Consider the following 13,786-nt stretch of genomic DNA (forward strand, 5'->3'; position numbering starts at 1 on the left):
ATTAATCCCTCCATTGCAGCAATACTGCTTCTCCACTAAATCCAGGTCCAAGAGCTACTATTAATCCATATGATTCATCTTTCTCGATGGTTTTCATATATTCATCTAAAACGTATAGTACCGTCGGCGATGACATATTGCCGTTTTGTTGAAGAATTTTTCGAGAAATAGCTGTATGTTTGTCGCTTAAATTCAGTGCTTCTTCGTAAGCTAATAACACTTTTTTCCCACCAGGATGGGCGATGAAATGTTCAAGATCATTTAATGAAATGCCTGCCTCTTTGAAAAATGAATGGATGAATGGCCCTAGCCAATTAGAAATAATTGTCGGTATACTTTTTGAAAAGATGACATGAAACCCATCGTTTCTAACGTCCCAACCCATCACATTTTCCGAGTTAGGCATCCATTTTGAAGCTGTTTGAATGATATATGGTACTGTTTTTCGATTTTCTACTTTCGCTTCATCACCACAAATTAAGGCGCAAGCAACACCATCAGCAAAAAGTGATGCGCCAATTAAATTACTTTTTGAAAAGTCATTTCGTTGGAAAGTGAGGCTGCATAATTCCACACAGATAACAAGCACTTTTTCCTTTGGATGGGCAAGACAATAATCGTAGGCTCTACTAATTCCAGATGCTCCTCCAACGCAACCAAGCCCCCAAATAGGTAAACGTTTGATCCGATCTGAAAATTTCAATTTATTCATGATTCGAGCATCAATGCTGGGAGTTGATATGCCTGTGCTAGATACAAAGAAGATGGCATCAATTTCTTCTGTCGAAATTGGTCTTTTTAAATATAGTTCGTTTTGTAGACAACTTTGAATAGCTTTTACACTATAATCCACTGACAATTGAATATATAATTGATTGCGTTCTTCAAAAGTATGATCTTCTTTATGCCATTCTAACGGTACGCAAAAATGCCGCGTTTTTATTTCCCCATTTTCAAACACTTTTAATAGCCGCTCTAATTGCGGAATTTTATTTTGAAATAATGCCTTTGTAAATTGTTCTATTTCATGTTGATGTAATGTGTAGGGAGGTTTATAAGTACTGACAGATACAATTTTTGGCATTTATATCTTCCTTTATTAATTTTATTTCTAGTATTTCCAAGTGGATGAACGAGTATGCAAATAGTGGATAAGAACAATTTCCTATTTTCAAGCTTCTTTTTCTGTGCGTTTATCATTTAATGAAAAAGTTTTTTGCAATAACTCTAAATACAATAAGAAGTAATCGATGCAGTCTTTAACGAGTTCTGTATATGAGGAAAACTCCGGCCCCTTTTGATAATGCAAATAGTCATTTTTTAATACTTCCAACAATTTTTTTGAGAATAAATGAATATTAGTTGAGTGGAATTTTTCTAAACATTGAATAAGGCTGCTGAATAGCACCATATCTTCAGAATCAGGGTGTTCGATCATTGCGATATCTTTCACAAGTACTTCAAGAGATTTAATATATCCAAAAAAGGCGATATCATCATTTCCTTGCAATTCTGCATGGGTGGATTGGGTATATAAATTTTGAAATTTCTTCGATGTATTTTGAATGAGAGATACATCTTGAAATGTATGACCCGGTATCGTTAACAAGTATCGCTCTTGTTTATTGTTTAGTTCTCCACAATTATTAACAACAAAATAGTCTTTGCGGCAGGAAGGGCAAGTTAATGACAAAATATGAATTTCAAAACTTTTATTTTCAAATCGATAGATATTTTCAACCGTAGGATGTATATCTAAATTGCAGTGCGGACATTTATTTAAAATTATGTATTCTCGGTTATCGTGGTTGTATTTAACTTTTGTTAGCTTTTTCTCATTTTTTTGCATCATTAGGGCAAATATCCTTTATGAGCAGTTAGTGACCGATTGTTTCTTCAGCTATTATTTCCCGTTTTTTAGGAATCATTCAATACTTATAAAAAGTGGAAAAAGTCGCCCGATAAGTTTCAGAGCGACTTTTCACAATATCTGTTATGAATTGTTTTCAAGGTAATGAATAATGGCATCTTTCAAAAATTCTGTACGCCCCGTAACTTTTTGGTCATAATAAGCTTTAAAGCGTTCATCAGAGACATACATTTCTGCAAGTCCCCGGTGAGCTTCTTTTGAATAAGATGGCCAAGTGAAAGTGAGCCACTGTTTATGTTTCGCAGCAAGCTCTTGTGCAAGGGGTGATGTAGGATCTCCAGTTTCATAAGCTTTTGCTAGTAGTTCAAGTATTTCGTCTCCAAGTTGCACAAATCTTTCGTAGTCTTCTTTCGACATGTTGCGGAATTTTTCGTTGGACTTGCTGACGACATTCTCACCATATTTTTGGCGAATTTCCTCACCATATTTTTGTTCATTTTCTTCTATCAGCTTTTCCTTAAAAGCTTCAAATTTTTCTTCATTGCTCATCATCATTTCTCCTTTCTCATGGGCAATCGTTTTTTTTACGGATTCAATTAATCGGTCTAGGCGGGATCTCTTATTTCTAAGCTGTATTAAATGATCTTCCAATGCTTTTATCGAATCGTAATTTGGATCATTCATGATAGAAATAATTGTTTCAATGTTGACGTCTAATTCCCGGAAAAATAGAATTTGTTGCAATCGATTCACTTCTTCTTGACCATAAATCCGATAGCCAGAGCTGTTGATTCGTTTTGGTTTTAATAAATTAATTTCATCGTAATACCGCAATGTTCTTGTACTGATGCCTGCTAATTTTGCTAATTGACTAATTGTGTACTCCATTGAAATCCCTCCTGCCAACTTCATCATAAAGGTTAACGTAACGTGAAGGTCAATATACAAATGAAAATATTTTTTAGAGAAAAAACTGGCTACTGATATAGACATCGATTATATTTAACTTTGTAGTAACGGAATGAAAGGTTGATGCAATAGATGGGAGATAAAGAATTAAAGATTGTAAAGCAACCAAAATATCAAAAAATTGCTGCCGACATAGCGTCAAAAATTGTTGAGGGAAAATATTTAATAGGTGAAAAAATATATGCAAGATCTTCATTGGCAAGTCAGTATGGGGTCTCAGCTGAAACTGCAAGGAGAGCTATTGCCGTTCTACAAGACTTAGAAATTGTGGAAGCTACGAAAGGGAGCGGTGTTGTTATTAAGTCTTATGAAAAAGCGGCAAATTATATAAAGCAGTTTTTAGATGTTCAATCCATTCATCAAATACAATTGGAAATGTTAGAGAGCATTGACCGACAAAAAAAGGAACTGGATCAACTAAAAGAGACTGCAGAAAGATTAGTCAGCCGAACAGAGCGCTTTCGTTCAATTAATCCTTTTGTTCCATTTCATTTAGAAGTAATAAAGAATTCCCCATACTTATCTAAAACGATTGGCGAAATAAATTTTTGGCATCATACAATGGCAACGATTGTAGGTATACGTCGTGGGGAAGAACTAATCATATCACCTGGACCATATACCACAATTGAACTGAACGATGTCATCTATTTTATTGGAAACGATGAATGTCTAGAAAGAGTACAAAAATTTCTATTTCCTAATTAAAAAAGGCTTACAGAAGCAAAATTGAGCTTTTGTAAGCCTTTCTTATTTATATTTTTGTAGTTTCCGAGATTAGCAATTTGACAAAAGTAACAACTTGTTGTTAATATTGAGTTGTCACTTTTGTAACATTCTATTCATTTTTAAATAGATAAAAATGGTGGAAAGGAGTATGAGATGGAAAAAATTAAAGTTGAACATGTGACGAAAATTTTCGGTAAACATATAAATGCTGCGATGAAACTCGTGGAACAGAAAAAAAGCAAAACAGAAATTCTCAAAGAAACCGGTGCAACAATAGGGGTTTACGATGCGAATTTCACAGTAAACGAAGGAGAAATTTTTGTAATCATGGGTCTTTCGGGCAGCGGAAAATCGACATTAATCCGTCTATTAAATCGATTAATAGATCCCACTAACGGAAACATATACATCGACGGACAAAATATCTCCAAATTAAATAAAAAGGAATTAAGAAAAATTCGAAGAGATAAAATGAGCATGGTTTTCCAAAACTTTGGATTATTTCCTCATCGAACAATTTTGCAAAATACAGAATATGGTCTCGAAATTAAGGGAGTTCCAAAAGAGGAAAGGCGATTGAAAGCAGAAAAGGCTTTAGACAATGCTGGACTGTTGCCTTATAAAGACCAGTATCCAAGCCAATTATCAGGCGGAATGCAACAACGGGTTGGTCTTGCAAGAGCACTTGCTAATGATCCGGATATTTTACTAATGGATGAAGCTTTTTCTGCGCTCGATCCACTCATTCGGAAAGAAATGCAAGATGAATTATTAGATTTACAACAAAGAATGAAGAAGACAATTGTATTTATTACTCATGATTTAAATGAAGCCCTTCGCATAGGGGATCGCATTGCGTTAATGAAAGATGGTGAAATTATTCAAATCGGAACAGGAGAAGAAATATTAACAAATCCAGCGAACGATTATGTTCGTACCTTTACTGAAGATGTTGACCGTTCGAAAGTATTAACTGTCGAAAACGCAATGATACGTCCAGTGTCCATTAACGTTGAAGCAGATGGACCAAAAGTTGCTTTACAGTTGATGAGAGAAGAAAAAGTGAGCGTCATCTTAGCGGTTGATAAACAAAGAAACTTTAAAGGATATATTACTGCTAACGATGCCCTTGAAGCATCTAAGCGTGGTGAAAGGCATCTCCATGGAATATTAAGAAATGATATGCAGACGGTACCACCAGATACGTTAATTCAAGACGTGTTAGGGCCGATGTCCGATTCACCTACACCGATTGCCGTCGTGGAAAACGGAAAATTACTTGGCGTGTTAATAAGAGGAGTAGTGATTGAGACACTCTCTTCATCTAACGGTAATGGAGGTGTTGATGATGAATAAAATGCTCGACTTTATTCCTACACTTCCAGTTGCTGATTGGGTTGAAATGTTCATGGATTTATTAACAGACAATTTTGCCTCAATGTTTTCCTTTATTCAAAAATGGGGAAAAAATTCGATGGAATCCTTTACGGATTTATTGCTGCTTATTCCACCTATTTTATTCATCCTCATTGTCGCTATCATCGCCTTCTTTGCCACAAAAAGGAAATTCGGATTAGCGGTATTTACGATTGTTGGATTAACGTTTATTTACAATCAAGATCTTTGGAAAGAACTCATGAATACCGTCACGTTAGTGGTGTTTTCAAGTATCATTGCAATCATTATTGGTATACCAATCGGAATTTTAATGTCAAAAAGTAATGTTGCGGAGAATATCATTAAGCCGATTTTGGACTTCATGCAAACAATGCCGGGATTTGTATATTTAATACCTGCCGTAGCCTTTTTTGGTATTGGTGTCGTACCGGGTGTTTTTGCATCGGTCATTTTCGCATTGCCGCCTACGGTAAGATTTACGAATTTAGGTATAAGACAAGTGCCGAAAGAGTTGGTGGAAGCTGCGGATTCCTATGGAAGTACAGGTTGGCAAAAACTGTATAAATTAGAGCTTCCATTAGCCAAATCAACAATTATGGCAGGCATTAACCAAACAGTGCTTTTATCATTATCAATGGTCGTCATTGCATCGATGATTGGTGCACCTGGATTAGGTCGGGATGTATTGTCGGCACTACAAAGAGCTCAAGTAGGAAATGGATTCGTTGCAGGTATCAGTTTAGTTATCTTTGCCATTATCATTGATCGCTTAACACAAAGTTTAAATAAAAAGAAATATTAATAGGAAGGAAGTATATGATGAATTTTAAAAAATTTAAGATGATTGGATTAGCTTTAGGTATGAGTGCAGCTTTAGCTGCGTGTGGAAATGGCTCTTCTAATGATGTTGACAATTCAAATAAGGAAGAGGATAAAGAAATCAATTTAGCGTATGTTGAATGGGATTCTGAAATAGCATCAACTCATGTCATTGGAAAGGTGTTAGAAGATTTAGGTTATGATGTAACATTAACACCACTAGATAATGCCATTATGTGGGAAGCTGTTGCAAATGGAGAAGCAGACGCATCAGTAGCGGCGTGGTTACCAGTTACTCATGGTGAACAATATGAAGCATATAAGGATGATATTGTTGACTTAGGTGAAAACTTATCAGGTGCAAAAATTGGATTAGTTGTACCTGAATACATGGAAAATGTAGACTCCATTGAGGATTTGAATAAACACGCTAATATGCAAATAACAGGCATTGAATCAGGTGCCGGTGTAATGCAAGCAACGGAAAGAGCCCTAAAAGAATATGAAAATTTAGCCGATTGGGAATTAGTACCATCTTCTTCAGGGGCGATGGCGGTTGCTTTAGGAGAAGCAATTAAAAATAAAGAAGAAATTGTTGTCACTGGATGGACTCCTCACTGGAAATTTGCGAAATACGAATTGAAGTATTTAGAAGATCCAAAAGGAGTATTTGGTGGGGAAGAAAAAATTAACACATTTGTAAGAAAAGGGTTAGAAGATGAAATGCCAGATGCATTTAAAGTGTTAGATAATTTCCACTGGACAACGGCAGATATGGAATCAGTAATGCTTGATATCAGTAATGGTATGAGTCCAGCAGATGCTGCGAGCAAATGGATTGAAGAAAATGCCGAAAAAGTAGCTAAATGGACAGAAGGAATCGAATAATGAAGTAAGGTGATGCGATTAACGCATCACCTTTATTTTGTGCGCCCGGCATGTACATGAACTATAGGGTGTAAGTCCCGAACCCCGAAGACAGAAGTAGAGGTTAGCCAAGAGCAAGGGTGTCCGTGGTGACGCGGAATCTGAAGGAAGCTGGAGGCAAAACACCGGTCCGAGGAACACGAACCTCATATAAGGCTAGGTATGATTGAGTGAGTTTGCGAAACAAAACAAAGCTCTTTCTGTCGAAGGTCATATCGAGTAAATGAGGCGGATAGATGGTGTGAAAGTGCATGTACTTACCCGGGGAGGTCTGGCGGATAGGTGAAGTTCGCTTCATAACCTACTTAGTGATAAGTAGCTGAACCGTCAGAAGTCAGCAGAGGTCATAGTATTAGTTGGTTTAGAACTACTAAGAAGGACCGAACAATTAAGAGAGAATAGCCCTTGGCATTCAGTGAGTCATGATGAACACAGAAAACATAGTACCTCACTTGAGGAAGGAAGCGGTGAATCCCGTGGGAGTCCTCTTGGAGGGTGGAGTGACCACTGGCATAAAGAGAACAGCTATTCACGGAAGTTATGAAAACTTGCGTCAATCATCTTAATTGAACCGCCGTATACGGAACCGTACGTACGGTGGTGTGAGAGGACGGGAGCTAATCACTCCCTCCTACTCGATTCTTTTACATCGTATCCTATAACCGTCCAAATGCCTGTTTCATCTTGTCGAATAAGCCTTTTTAAGTATACTGTTTGAATGTTTGTATCTGAATCATTCACTTCAACGATTGCTAGTTCGTTATCGCTATGAAGCAATTTTAAATTCTCCAGTTCAATAGGGTATTCCCCTTCAATACCGCTTGGTGAGATTTGAAGACTTACAAACACTTGTGTGGTTGCAATAGCATCAAGTCTCCACGGCGAATGCCCCTCATCAACACTTTTTTGAGTATTCTTTTCTATTTCTAAATTATATTGAACTTCTACTTGAGGAGAAATTTCTTTCGCTGATACTGGGAACATAATGTTTTCATATATTCCAACACTTTCTAATTCAAAAGTTAGTTCGGTTGATTCAAGATATGCTGGAATTGCATTATAGTCCATAATCTCCACAGTGAAAACCTCCGTCTTTTCCAGATTTCCTAAGAGGAAACATGTTCTAAATGATAGTAGCTTTGTTTTAACTTTATTATTTACAAATTAGATGAAAATATTAATTATTCTTGTCAAGAATAGTATGAATTTCTTTGTTTAATTCTTCTATGTTGACATTTGGAATTAGTGAGTGGCTAAGTTGATATTTTTCTTTTAGCTTTAGAATTCGCATAACACCTTGAATATCTTGCATATGAATTTGGGATAAATGTTTATCATAGGAACGAATATCAAAAATTTGCTGTCCATCCATTCCGATTGATCAATTGTGTGCAGGGTAATAAGCGTTATTTTCGACAGTTGTCTATACTGTTCGTAATTATCAATTTCGATATGTATGATTTTTTATTAAGGAGTAGCCAAAAAGTTACTCGATTAGATGAATATTGGTAAGTAGAGCGTCGCTACATGCTCGTTTGTAACAATCAAGCTATTTTAGAAATGCAAAAACCTGTGCCTTTTCCATCTTCCGTCGTGATTGGAACAACCGCTTTTTTGTAAGATTGAATGTCCTCTTGAGAGGATAGCTTTGCAGATGTTTTTAGAAATTCGAGTGCGAAGATGGAGTAAATTTCAAACATTACGGCAAAGGCGCTAAAGGTGAGCATAATCGCCATAATCCAAGCAACGAACTTCACTTTACGAGGCGTTTTTTTTCGGTTCTGTGATTCCTTTTAGCTTGGCTTCCCGCTCTTTTTCTAACGCTTCCTCTTGTGCTTCTAAATACGAGTTCAAGAAATTCTTCTTCACTAATAGGATCGAACTCATCTTTTTCCTCTTTTGACATTTAACCCCTCTTTCAAGGAAGTTCCGTTAATGTTAACAATACTGCATCTTACATTCATTATCCAAGAAAAGCTTTGTTGACAAAATACCTATAGGGGTATATATTGTAATTACATTAGTTCTACTTGAAAAATTATTGTTGATGCAATGAGGTTTAGGTGATGAAACAAAATACCATTTATGGTATAAAGGAGTGCTTGATATGAAGAAAGTATTGATTGTAGGAGGCGTAGCTGGTGGGGCAACAGCCGCTGCAAGGATTCGTCGTTTGGATGAGAAAGCGGAAATTATTATGTTTGAGAAAGGCCCACACGTGTCTTTTTCCAATTGTTCATTGCCGTATTATTTAGGCGGTATTGTTGAAACTAAGGGAAAATTAGTGTTGATGACACCGGAAAGCTTTAAATCGAAATACAATATTGAAGCTCGCGTGAATCAAGAAGTCATTCGAATTCATCGGGAAGAAAAGACAGTGGAAATAAAAAATTTAGAAACAAATGAAGTGTATAAGGAAAGTTATGATGTTCTCATTCTTTCACCGGGGGCAAATCCTGTTGTGCCTCCTTTTGAAGGGGTGAACCTGCCTCATGTATTTACTGTAAGAAATGTAGCCGATATTGAACGATTACATCAATATGTGAATCAGTCGAATGTAGAAAGAATTGCTGTCATTGGCGGTGGATTCATAGGAGTAGAAGTGGCAGAAAACTTGAGAGAAGCTGGAAAAGAAGTCACATTGGTTGAGTACTCCCCGCAAATTATGGCACCGTTTGATGAAGATATGGTGCAGATTCTGCATAAAGAAATGCTCGACCATGGTATTCAATTAATTGTGGGAGATGGACTGAAGAAAATAACGGAAAATGCAATTGAACTTAATTCAGGAAAACAAGTGGAAGCCCAAGCGGTTGTGCTGGCAATTGGGGTAAAGCCTGAAATCACTCTTGCGAAAGAAGCTGGACTTGAAATTGGCGAGTTGGGCGGCATTAAAGTCAATGCCAACTATCAAACGTCTGATCCATCCATTTATGCGGTAGGAGATGCCATCGAAGTGTACCACCGCTTAACCCACAAACCAACAAGACTTGCTTTAGCAGGACCAGCTGTGCGACAGGCAAGAGCGGCAGCAGACCATATATATGGTCAAAAAACGAATAATAAAGGAGTTATTGGTTCATCAAGCGTCAAAATTTTTGACTTAAATTGTGCCGTGACGGGATTAAATGAAAGAGCAGCAAAAGAGGCTAACATCAGATATGATAGTGTTTATGTGATTGCACAGGATAAAGTGGGACTCATGCCAAACAGCAATCCGCTTCATTTTAAACTCATTTTTGAAGTACCTACAGGTAGAATCCTTGGTGCTCAAGCCATTGGAAAAGGAAATGCAGACAAACGAATTGATGTGATTGCCGCTTTAATTACGATGGGGGGTACCCTTGAAGATTTAAAAGAGCTCGAATTAACCTATTCTCCAATGTATAGCACCGCTAGGGATGTTGTGAATATCGCTGCTCTTGTCGGATTAAATATTTTACATGCAGATTATAAGCAAGTTCACGTTTCCAAAGTGCGAAACTTAGTTGAACAAGGAGCAACATTTATTGATGTTCGGGAAAACCATGAATTTGAAAGTGGCCATTTAGTAAATGCTATTAACATTCCATTGAGCGAATTGCGCGAGCGGGTAGATGAAATTCCTCGCGATAAACCAGTTTATATCCATTGCCGTTCAGGACAACGGAGCTACAATGCAGTAAAAATCTTACAACACTTAGGCTTTACAAATGTTTATAACGTTTCCGGTTCATTTTTAGGGATTTGTTTATATGAATACTTTACAGATGTGACAACTAGCAGAGAAAAAATCGTAACAGATTACAATTTCAAATAAACAGTTCGGATTTGCAACTTTCTTGTCAATATGGCACAATAATTATCAAATTAAACAAAAAAACAGTTTTCTAGGGTTCCGCTATTTGTAGGTCTGGTCCGAGAGAAAACGACGCATTTGCGTACACGGAAGGATAAAAGCCTGGGAGATAAATCTATCTCTTTAGGCTTTTTTTGTTGGGGGAGTGAATATGAACAAACAGTGGATGAAAGTCTATGTCGCAGCTTTATTTGAAGTGCTTTGGGTTATTGGTCTTGCTCATGCAGGTACTTTCCTTGAATGGTTAGGAACAATCATCGCCATCATCTTAAGCAATTATTTATTAATCAATGCATCTCAATATTTGCCTGCAGGAACAGTATATTCAGTATTTGTTGGATTAGGGAGTATAGGGGCTGTCATCAGTGAAATTGTATTTTTTAGCGAGCCTTTTCATCTTTTAAAAATTTTATTCATATTGCTCATTTTAGCAGGTGTGATCGGATTGAAACTTGTGACAGATGAAGAGAAAAAGGATGTGAATAAGGAATGGCATGGGGAGCGTTAATTATAGCTGGATTATTGGAAACGTTAGTTGTTGCGGCGATGAATCAATATGCAGCTCGTAGCAGTTGGAAACCGATTGTGATATTTAGTACAAGTTTTGTTGGAAGTTTGTTTCTATTGCAATTTGCGATGCAAACAATTCCAATGGGAACAGCTTATGCAGTTTGGACAGGAATAGGTGTTGTCGGTGGTACCCTAGTTGGTATGCTCTTTTACAAAGAATCACGTAATTGGAAAAGAATCGTGTGTATTTTTACCATTCTATTAGCTGTTATTGGTTTAAAATTATTAGAGGGGTAAATACTATAATGAATTGTTAATTAGGAACGGGGGATTTTATTGGCAAAGCATCATTATTTTTTTGCAGTAAAATTACCGAAAGAAGCAAAAGATTTCTTATATGAATGGATTCAAGAAAGAAAAGGAGATTTCCCTTTTACTCGGTGGGTTCATCCGGGAGATTACCACATCACCTTAGCTTTTTTAGGGTTTGCTGAAAAATTGATGCTAAATGAAGTCGTGGAAAAGGTAAAACCAATCTTAGAAAAAGAATCTTCTTTCACCTTGACGTTGAATTCTTTAGGGATTTTCGGTCCGAAAAAGGCTCCTAGAATTTTTTGGGCAGATGTGGAATCATCAGAACAGCTCGATTCCATCCAAAAATCGGTATATAGGGAATGTGAAAAAACGGGTTTTCAATTGGATAAAAAACCTTTCCGTCCGCATATAACGTTAGCGAGAAAATGGAAGAGTGAGGATGCTTTTGAAGAAGGAACGTTATTACAAATTCAGGAGAAAGATGGAAAAACCTTTTCTTTCAATGTAACGGAAATTGTTCTTTACGAAACACATTTAGATCGAACGCCGAAATATCATGAGTATGTAAGCTTTCCTTTAGCAATTCCAGGCGGTTAAATTAAAATCCGTATCATAAGCTTACCCCTTCCTTAATAGGATAGTAGTAAGACAGATGAAGGGGTTGCTTATGAAATTAAGACAAGCTTTCGTATACTTAATACTTTTATTTGCTATTGCTTATTTTTTTATTTATGACCGTGAACCGCTGCAATCCGTTCAGTTTTCCATTATAATGTCTGGATTATTAATCATGATTCATAGATGAAATAAAGCGATTCGTTCCTTTAATCGCTTTTATTATAGTTGACTTTATACCTACGAGGGTATAAACTAAAATTAGAATAAGCGTCAAGAAAGAAGGGATACATAATTGAAAAAATATGATGCGAAAACAAAAAATCGCATTAAACGTATTGAGGGGCAAATACGCGGAATACTGCGCATGATGGAAGAAGGAAAAGATTGTAAAGATGTTGTAACTCAACTTAGCGCTGTGCGTTCTGCAGTCGATCGAACAATTGGCGTTATTGTAAGCGAAAATTTAATTGAATGTATGAATAATAGTAAATCAGAAGATGTAGATGAATTAGTACAAGAAGCCATTAATTTAATCGTAAAGAGCCGATAAAAGATAGCTGTATAATCAGCTATTTATTTAGCTTAAAAATTATACCTATAAGGGTATAGGGGGTAGAAATATGGAATGGATAGTGTTAGCAGTCATCATTGTGTTCATTGCATGGCGCTTAAAGCCGGTAAATGTGAATACTATTTCAACAAACGAATTGAAGAATATGTTAAATGACAAGGACAAAGTATTGATTGATGTACGAACTCCTGCAGAATATAAAGCCAATCATATTCGGCAATTTCAAAACTTGCCATTAGGTTCAGATTTTACAAAGCTTCCAAAGGATAAAGAAATCATTGTCATTTGTCAAAGCGGGATGAGAAGTAGCCAAGCTTGCAAACAATTAAAAAAGCTAGGTTATGAACGTGTCACAAATGTTCGTGGAGGCATGAATGCTTGGAAAAATTAAAAGGAGGATTTATGCATGAAAGAAATTAGTGCGAAAGAAGTGCAACAACGTTTAGAAGGTGGAGAGCGACTAAATATACTGGATGTTCGTGAAATAGAGGAATACCACGGAGGGCATATTCCGGGAGCAGTTAATATTCCATTAGGGTTACTTCCTATTCGCATGAATGAATTGTCAAAAGATAAACCGTATATTGTCGTTTGTTTAGCAGGTGGTCGCAGTGCCCAAGCAACAACGATTTTAGAGAAAAATGGGTTTAATGCTACAAATGATTGGTGGCATGAGTGCTTGGGAAGGTGAAGTTGAGTAGTCGTGTGAGGATCATTTAATTTTGAAGGGTTCAAATAAATATTAGGGTTCTCGTTGAAAAGGCATACTTTCTATCTTTTTTAATAAGATATACAAAAGGAGTTGTTTTCAATGAGAATTCCAGGTTTACCTAAATCAAACACGCCAAAAAGAGAACGAAAATTATTAAAAGTTTTTACGGAAGTTGCCATGAAAAAGATGAAGAAAAAAGGGTATGTTCGAGTACCTCCGAGAAAATAAAGCTGTTCTACTATTTAGGAACAGCTTTATTTTGTGGTAAAATTTAACTGATTATTTTATGTAGTTTGAATAGGGGATGGAGAAATGTTGATAGAAGTCTTAAATGGCATAGCTATATTATTTTATTGGACTTGGTTTGTTTGGCCGTTTGTTTTTGTATTTTCTCTCGTTTATTCGATTGCTTCATTTATAAAGGATCAACGAGCATCTACAAAGCCTATTTTTATTGCAGGTTTTGCATTACTAATCATGATTTCACCTATGGTCGCTGTATGGAATTAA

General features: G+C 36.4%; 20 protein-coding genes, 1 pseudogene and 1 riboswitch. Of the genes and pseudogenes, 14 read left to right on the forward strand and 7 right to left on the reverse strand.

Annotated features, from left to right (window positions below; genetic code table 11):
- Position 1: 1 nt before the first annotated feature.
- The 3 genes from NST98_RS14240 to NST98_RS14250 form a co-directional block, all read right to left on the reverse strand.
- Entirely contained in the window at positions 2 to 1,084 is a 1,083-nt protein-coding gene (locus NST98_RS14240) for a type III polyketide synthase (protein ID WP_340432562.1), read from the reverse strand.
- 87 nt (positions 1,085 to 1,171) lie between these two features.
- Positions 1,172 to 1,852, reverse strand: a complete 681-nt coding sequence (locus NST98_RS14245) for a hypothetical protein (RefSeq protein WP_340715373.1) — start codon at positions 1,850 to 1,852, stop codon at positions 1,172 to 1,174.
- Positions 1,853 to 1,993: 141 nt separating this feature from the next.
- Positions 1,994 to 2,758, reverse strand: a complete 765-nt coding sequence (locus NST98_RS14250) for a MerR family transcriptional regulator (protein ID WP_340715374.1) — start codon at positions 2,756 to 2,758, stop codon at positions 1,994 to 1,996.
- 153 nt (positions 2,759 to 2,911) lie between these two features.
- Between NST98_RS14250 and NST98_RS14255 the strand changes: the two genes are divergently transcribed.
- From NST98_RS14255 to NST98_RS14275, 5 genes are all read left to right on the forward strand, one after another.
- Positions 2,912 to 3,547, forward strand: coding sequence for a TrkA C-terminal domain-containing protein (locus NST98_RS14255; RefSeq protein ID WP_016838373.1), 636 nt, complete (start codon positions 2,912 to 2,914; stop codon positions 3,545 to 3,547).
- Between the two features lie 174 nt (positions 3,548 to 3,721).
- A complete protein-coding gene (locus tag NST98_RS14260; RefSeq protein WP_340715375.1) occupies positions 3,722 to 4,924 on the forward strand; it encodes a quaternary amine ABC transporter ATP-binding protein in 1,203 nt (400 codons plus the stop codon).
- Positions 4,917 to 5,768, forward strand: coding sequence for an ABC transporter permease (locus NST98_RS14265; RefSeq protein WP_340704600.1), 852 nt, complete (start codon positions 4,917 to 4,919; stop codon positions 5,766 to 5,768). The genes NST98_RS14260 and NST98_RS14265 overlap by 8 nt, the downstream gene beginning before the upstream one ends.
- A gap of 17 nt (positions 5,769 to 5,785) precedes the next feature.
- Complete coding sequence (locus tag NST98_RS14270) at positions 5,786 to 6,673, forward strand: glycine betaine ABC transporter substrate-binding protein (protein WP_340705486.1); 888 nt, start codon at positions 5,786 to 5,788, stop codon at positions 6,671 to 6,673.
- 461 nt (positions 6,674 to 7,134) lie between these two features.
- Complete coding sequence (locus tag NST98_RS14275) at positions 7,135 to 7,278, forward strand: hypothetical protein (RefSeq protein ID WP_340714449.1); 144 nt, start codon at positions 7,135 to 7,137, stop codon at positions 7,276 to 7,278.
- 55 nt (positions 7,279 to 7,333) lie between these two features.
- Here NST98_RS14275 and NST98_RS14280 read toward each other — a convergent pair whose 3' ends face one another.
- The 4 genes from NST98_RS14280 to NST98_RS14295 form a co-directional block, all read right to left on the reverse strand.
- Complete coding sequence (locus NST98_RS14280; protein ID WP_340715376.1) at positions 7,334 to 7,780, reverse strand: hypothetical protein; 447 nt, start codon at positions 7,778 to 7,780, stop codon at positions 7,334 to 7,336.
- A 109-nt stretch (positions 7,781 to 7,889) separates the two neighbouring features.
- The gene (locus NST98_RS14285) at positions 7,890 to 8,084 is read right to left on the reverse strand and encodes a hypothetical protein (protein WP_340715377.1); all 195 of its coding nucleotides are present in this window, start codon (positions 8,082 to 8,084) and stop codon (positions 7,890 to 7,892) included.
- A 172-nt stretch (positions 8,085 to 8,256) separates the two neighbouring features.
- Positions 8,257 to 8,469 carry a hypothetical protein gene (locus NST98_RS14290; RefSeq protein WP_340715378.1) on the reverse strand — a complete coding sequence of 71 codons (213 nt, stop codon included), beginning with the start codon at positions 8,467 to 8,469 and terminating at the stop codon, positions 8,257 to 8,259.
- 1 nt (position 8,470) lies between these two features.
- Entirely contained in the window at positions 8,471 to 8,599 is a 129-nt protein-coding gene (locus NST98_RS14295; RefSeq protein WP_340715379.1) for a hypothetical protein, read from the reverse strand.
- A 220-nt stretch (positions 8,600 to 8,819) separates the two neighbouring features.
- Here NST98_RS14295 and NST98_RS14300 point away from each other — a divergent pair, with 220 nt between their 5' ends.
- The 9 genes and pseudogenes from NST98_RS14300 to NST98_RS14340 all read left to right on the forward strand — a co-directional run bounded on the left by NST98_RS14300 (position 8,820) and on the right by NST98_RS14340 (position 13,786).
- Positions 8,820 to 10,511 (forward strand): FAD-dependent oxidoreductase, encoded by a 1,692-nt coding sequence (locus tag NST98_RS14300; RefSeq protein WP_340715380.1) that lies wholly within the window; start codon positions 8,820 to 8,822, stop codon positions 10,509 to 10,511.
- A gap of 59 nt (positions 10,512 to 10,570) precedes the next feature.
- Positions 10,571 to 10,661, forward strand: a riboswitch (guanidine-I (ykkC/yxkD leader).
- Positions 10,662 to 10,701: 40 nt separating this feature from the next.
- The gene (locus NST98_RS14305) at positions 10,702 to 11,058 is read left to right on the forward strand and encodes a DMT family transporter (RefSeq protein ID WP_340433418.1); all 357 of its coding nucleotides are present in this window, start codon (positions 10,702 to 10,704) and stop codon (positions 11,056 to 11,058) included.
- Positions 11,040 to 11,357, forward strand: a complete 318-nt coding sequence (locus NST98_RS14310) for a DMT family transporter (protein ID WP_340715381.1) — start codon at positions 11,040 to 11,042, stop codon at positions 11,355 to 11,357. Before NST98_RS14305 ends, NST98_RS14310 begins: the two co-directional genes overlap by 19 nt.
- A gap of 39 nt (positions 11,358 to 11,396) precedes the next feature.
- The gene (gene thpR, locus NST98_RS14315) at positions 11,397 to 11,972 is read left to right on the forward strand and encodes an RNA 2',3'-cyclic phosphodiesterase (RefSeq protein ID WP_340715382.1); all 576 of its coding nucleotides are present in this window, start codon (positions 11,397 to 11,399) and stop codon (positions 11,970 to 11,972) included.
- 313 nt (positions 11,973 to 12,285) lie between these two features.
- Complete coding sequence (locus NST98_RS14320) at positions 12,286 to 12,543, forward strand: metal-sensitive transcriptional regulator (protein WP_016837692.1); 258 nt, start codon at positions 12,286 to 12,288, stop codon at positions 12,541 to 12,543.
- A gap of 70 nt (positions 12,544 to 12,613) precedes the next feature.
- Positions 12,614 to 12,955: a rhodanese-like domain-containing protein gene (locus tag NST98_RS14325; protein ID WP_168411896.1), complete on the forward strand. Its 342-nt coding sequence runs from the start codon at positions 12,614 to 12,616 to the stop codon at positions 12,953 to 12,955.
- Positions 12,956 to 12,970: 15 nt separating this feature from the next.
- A pseudogene (locus NST98_RS14330) lies at positions 12,971 to 13,265 on the forward strand (rhodanese-like domain-containing protein).
- Between the two features lie 110 nt (positions 13,266 to 13,375).
- The gene (locus tag NST98_RS14335) at positions 13,376 to 13,504 is read left to right on the forward strand and encodes a hypothetical protein (RefSeq protein ID WP_269471057.1); all 129 of its coding nucleotides are present in this window, start codon (positions 13,376 to 13,378) and stop codon (positions 13,502 to 13,504) included.
- An 84-nt stretch (positions 13,505 to 13,588) separates the two neighbouring features.
- Positions 13,589 to 13,786: a hypothetical protein gene (locus tag NST98_RS14340; RefSeq protein WP_340715383.1), complete on the forward strand. Its 198-nt coding sequence runs from the start codon at positions 13,589 to 13,591 to the stop codon at positions 13,784 to 13,786.

This window comes from Ureibacillus sp. FSL W8-0352 (assembly GCF_038004345.1).
Classification (GTDB): domain Bacteria; phylum Bacillota; class Bacilli; order Bacillales_A; family Planococcaceae; genus Ureibacillus; species Ureibacillus thermosphaericus.

Coding starts and splice junctions, on each gene's coding strand:
- NST98_RS14310 (WP_340715381.1), top strand. CDS start 11,040: ATGGCATGGGGAGCGTTAATTATAGCTGGATTATTGGAAACGTTAGTT.
- NST98_RS14260 (WP_340715375.1), top strand. CDS start 3,722: ATGGAAAAAATTAAAGTTGAACATGTGACGAAAATTTTCGGTAAACAT.
- NST98_RS14280 (WP_340715376.1), bottom strand. CDS start 7,780: ATGGACTATAATGCAATTCCAGCATATCTTGAATCAACCGAACTAACT.
- NST98_RS14240 (WP_340432562.1), bottom strand. CDS start 1,084: ATGCCAAAAATTGTATCTGTCAGTACTTATAAACCTCCCTACACATTA.
- NST98_RS14245 (WP_340715373.1), bottom strand. CDS start 1,852: ATGATGCAAAAAAATGAGAAAAAGCTAACAAAAGTTAAATACAACCAC.
- NST98_RS14285 (WP_340715377.1), bottom strand. CDS start 8,084: ATGGATGGACAGCAAATTTTTGATATTCGTTCCTATGATAAACATTTA.
- NST98_RS14300 (WP_340715380.1), top strand. CDS start 8,820: ATGAAGAAAGTATTGATTGTAGGAGGCGTAGCTGGTGGGGCAACAGCC.
- NST98_RS14250 (WP_340715374.1), bottom strand. CDS start 2,758: ATGGAGTACACAATTAGTCAATTAGCAAAATTAGCAGGCATCAGTACA.
- NST98_RS14265 (WP_340704600.1), top strand. CDS start 4,917: ATGAATAAAATGCTCGACTTTATTCCTACACTTCCAGTTGCTGATTGG.
- NST98_RS14325 (WP_168411896.1), top strand. CDS start 12,614: ATGGAATGGATAGTGTTAGCAGTCATCATTGTGTTCATTGCATGGCGC.
- NST98_RS14255 (WP_016838373.1), top strand. CDS start 2,912: ATGGGAGATAAAGAATTAAAGATTGTAAAGCAACCAAAATATCAAAAA.
- NST98_RS14295 (WP_340715379.1), bottom strand. CDS start 8,599: ATGAGTTCGATCCTATTAGTGAAGAAGAATTTCTTGAACTCGTATTTA.
- NST98_RS14305 (WP_340433418.1), top strand. CDS start 10,702: ATGAACAAACAGTGGATGAAAGTCTATGTCGCAGCTTTATTTGAAGTG.
- NST98_RS14335 (WP_269471057.1), top strand. CDS start 13,376: ATGAGAATTCCAGGTTTACCTAAATCAAACACGCCAAAAAGAGAACGA.
- NST98_RS14340 (WP_340715383.1), top strand. CDS start 13,589: ATGTTGATAGAAGTCTTAAATGGCATAGCTATATTATTTTATTGGACT.
- NST98_RS14275 (WP_340714449.1), top strand. CDS start 7,135: ATGATGAACACAGAAAACATAGTACCTCACTTGAGGAAGGAAGCGGTG.
- NST98_RS14270 (WP_340705486.1), top strand. CDS start 5,786: ATGAATTTTAAAAAATTTAAGATGATTGGATTAGCTTTAGGTATGAGT.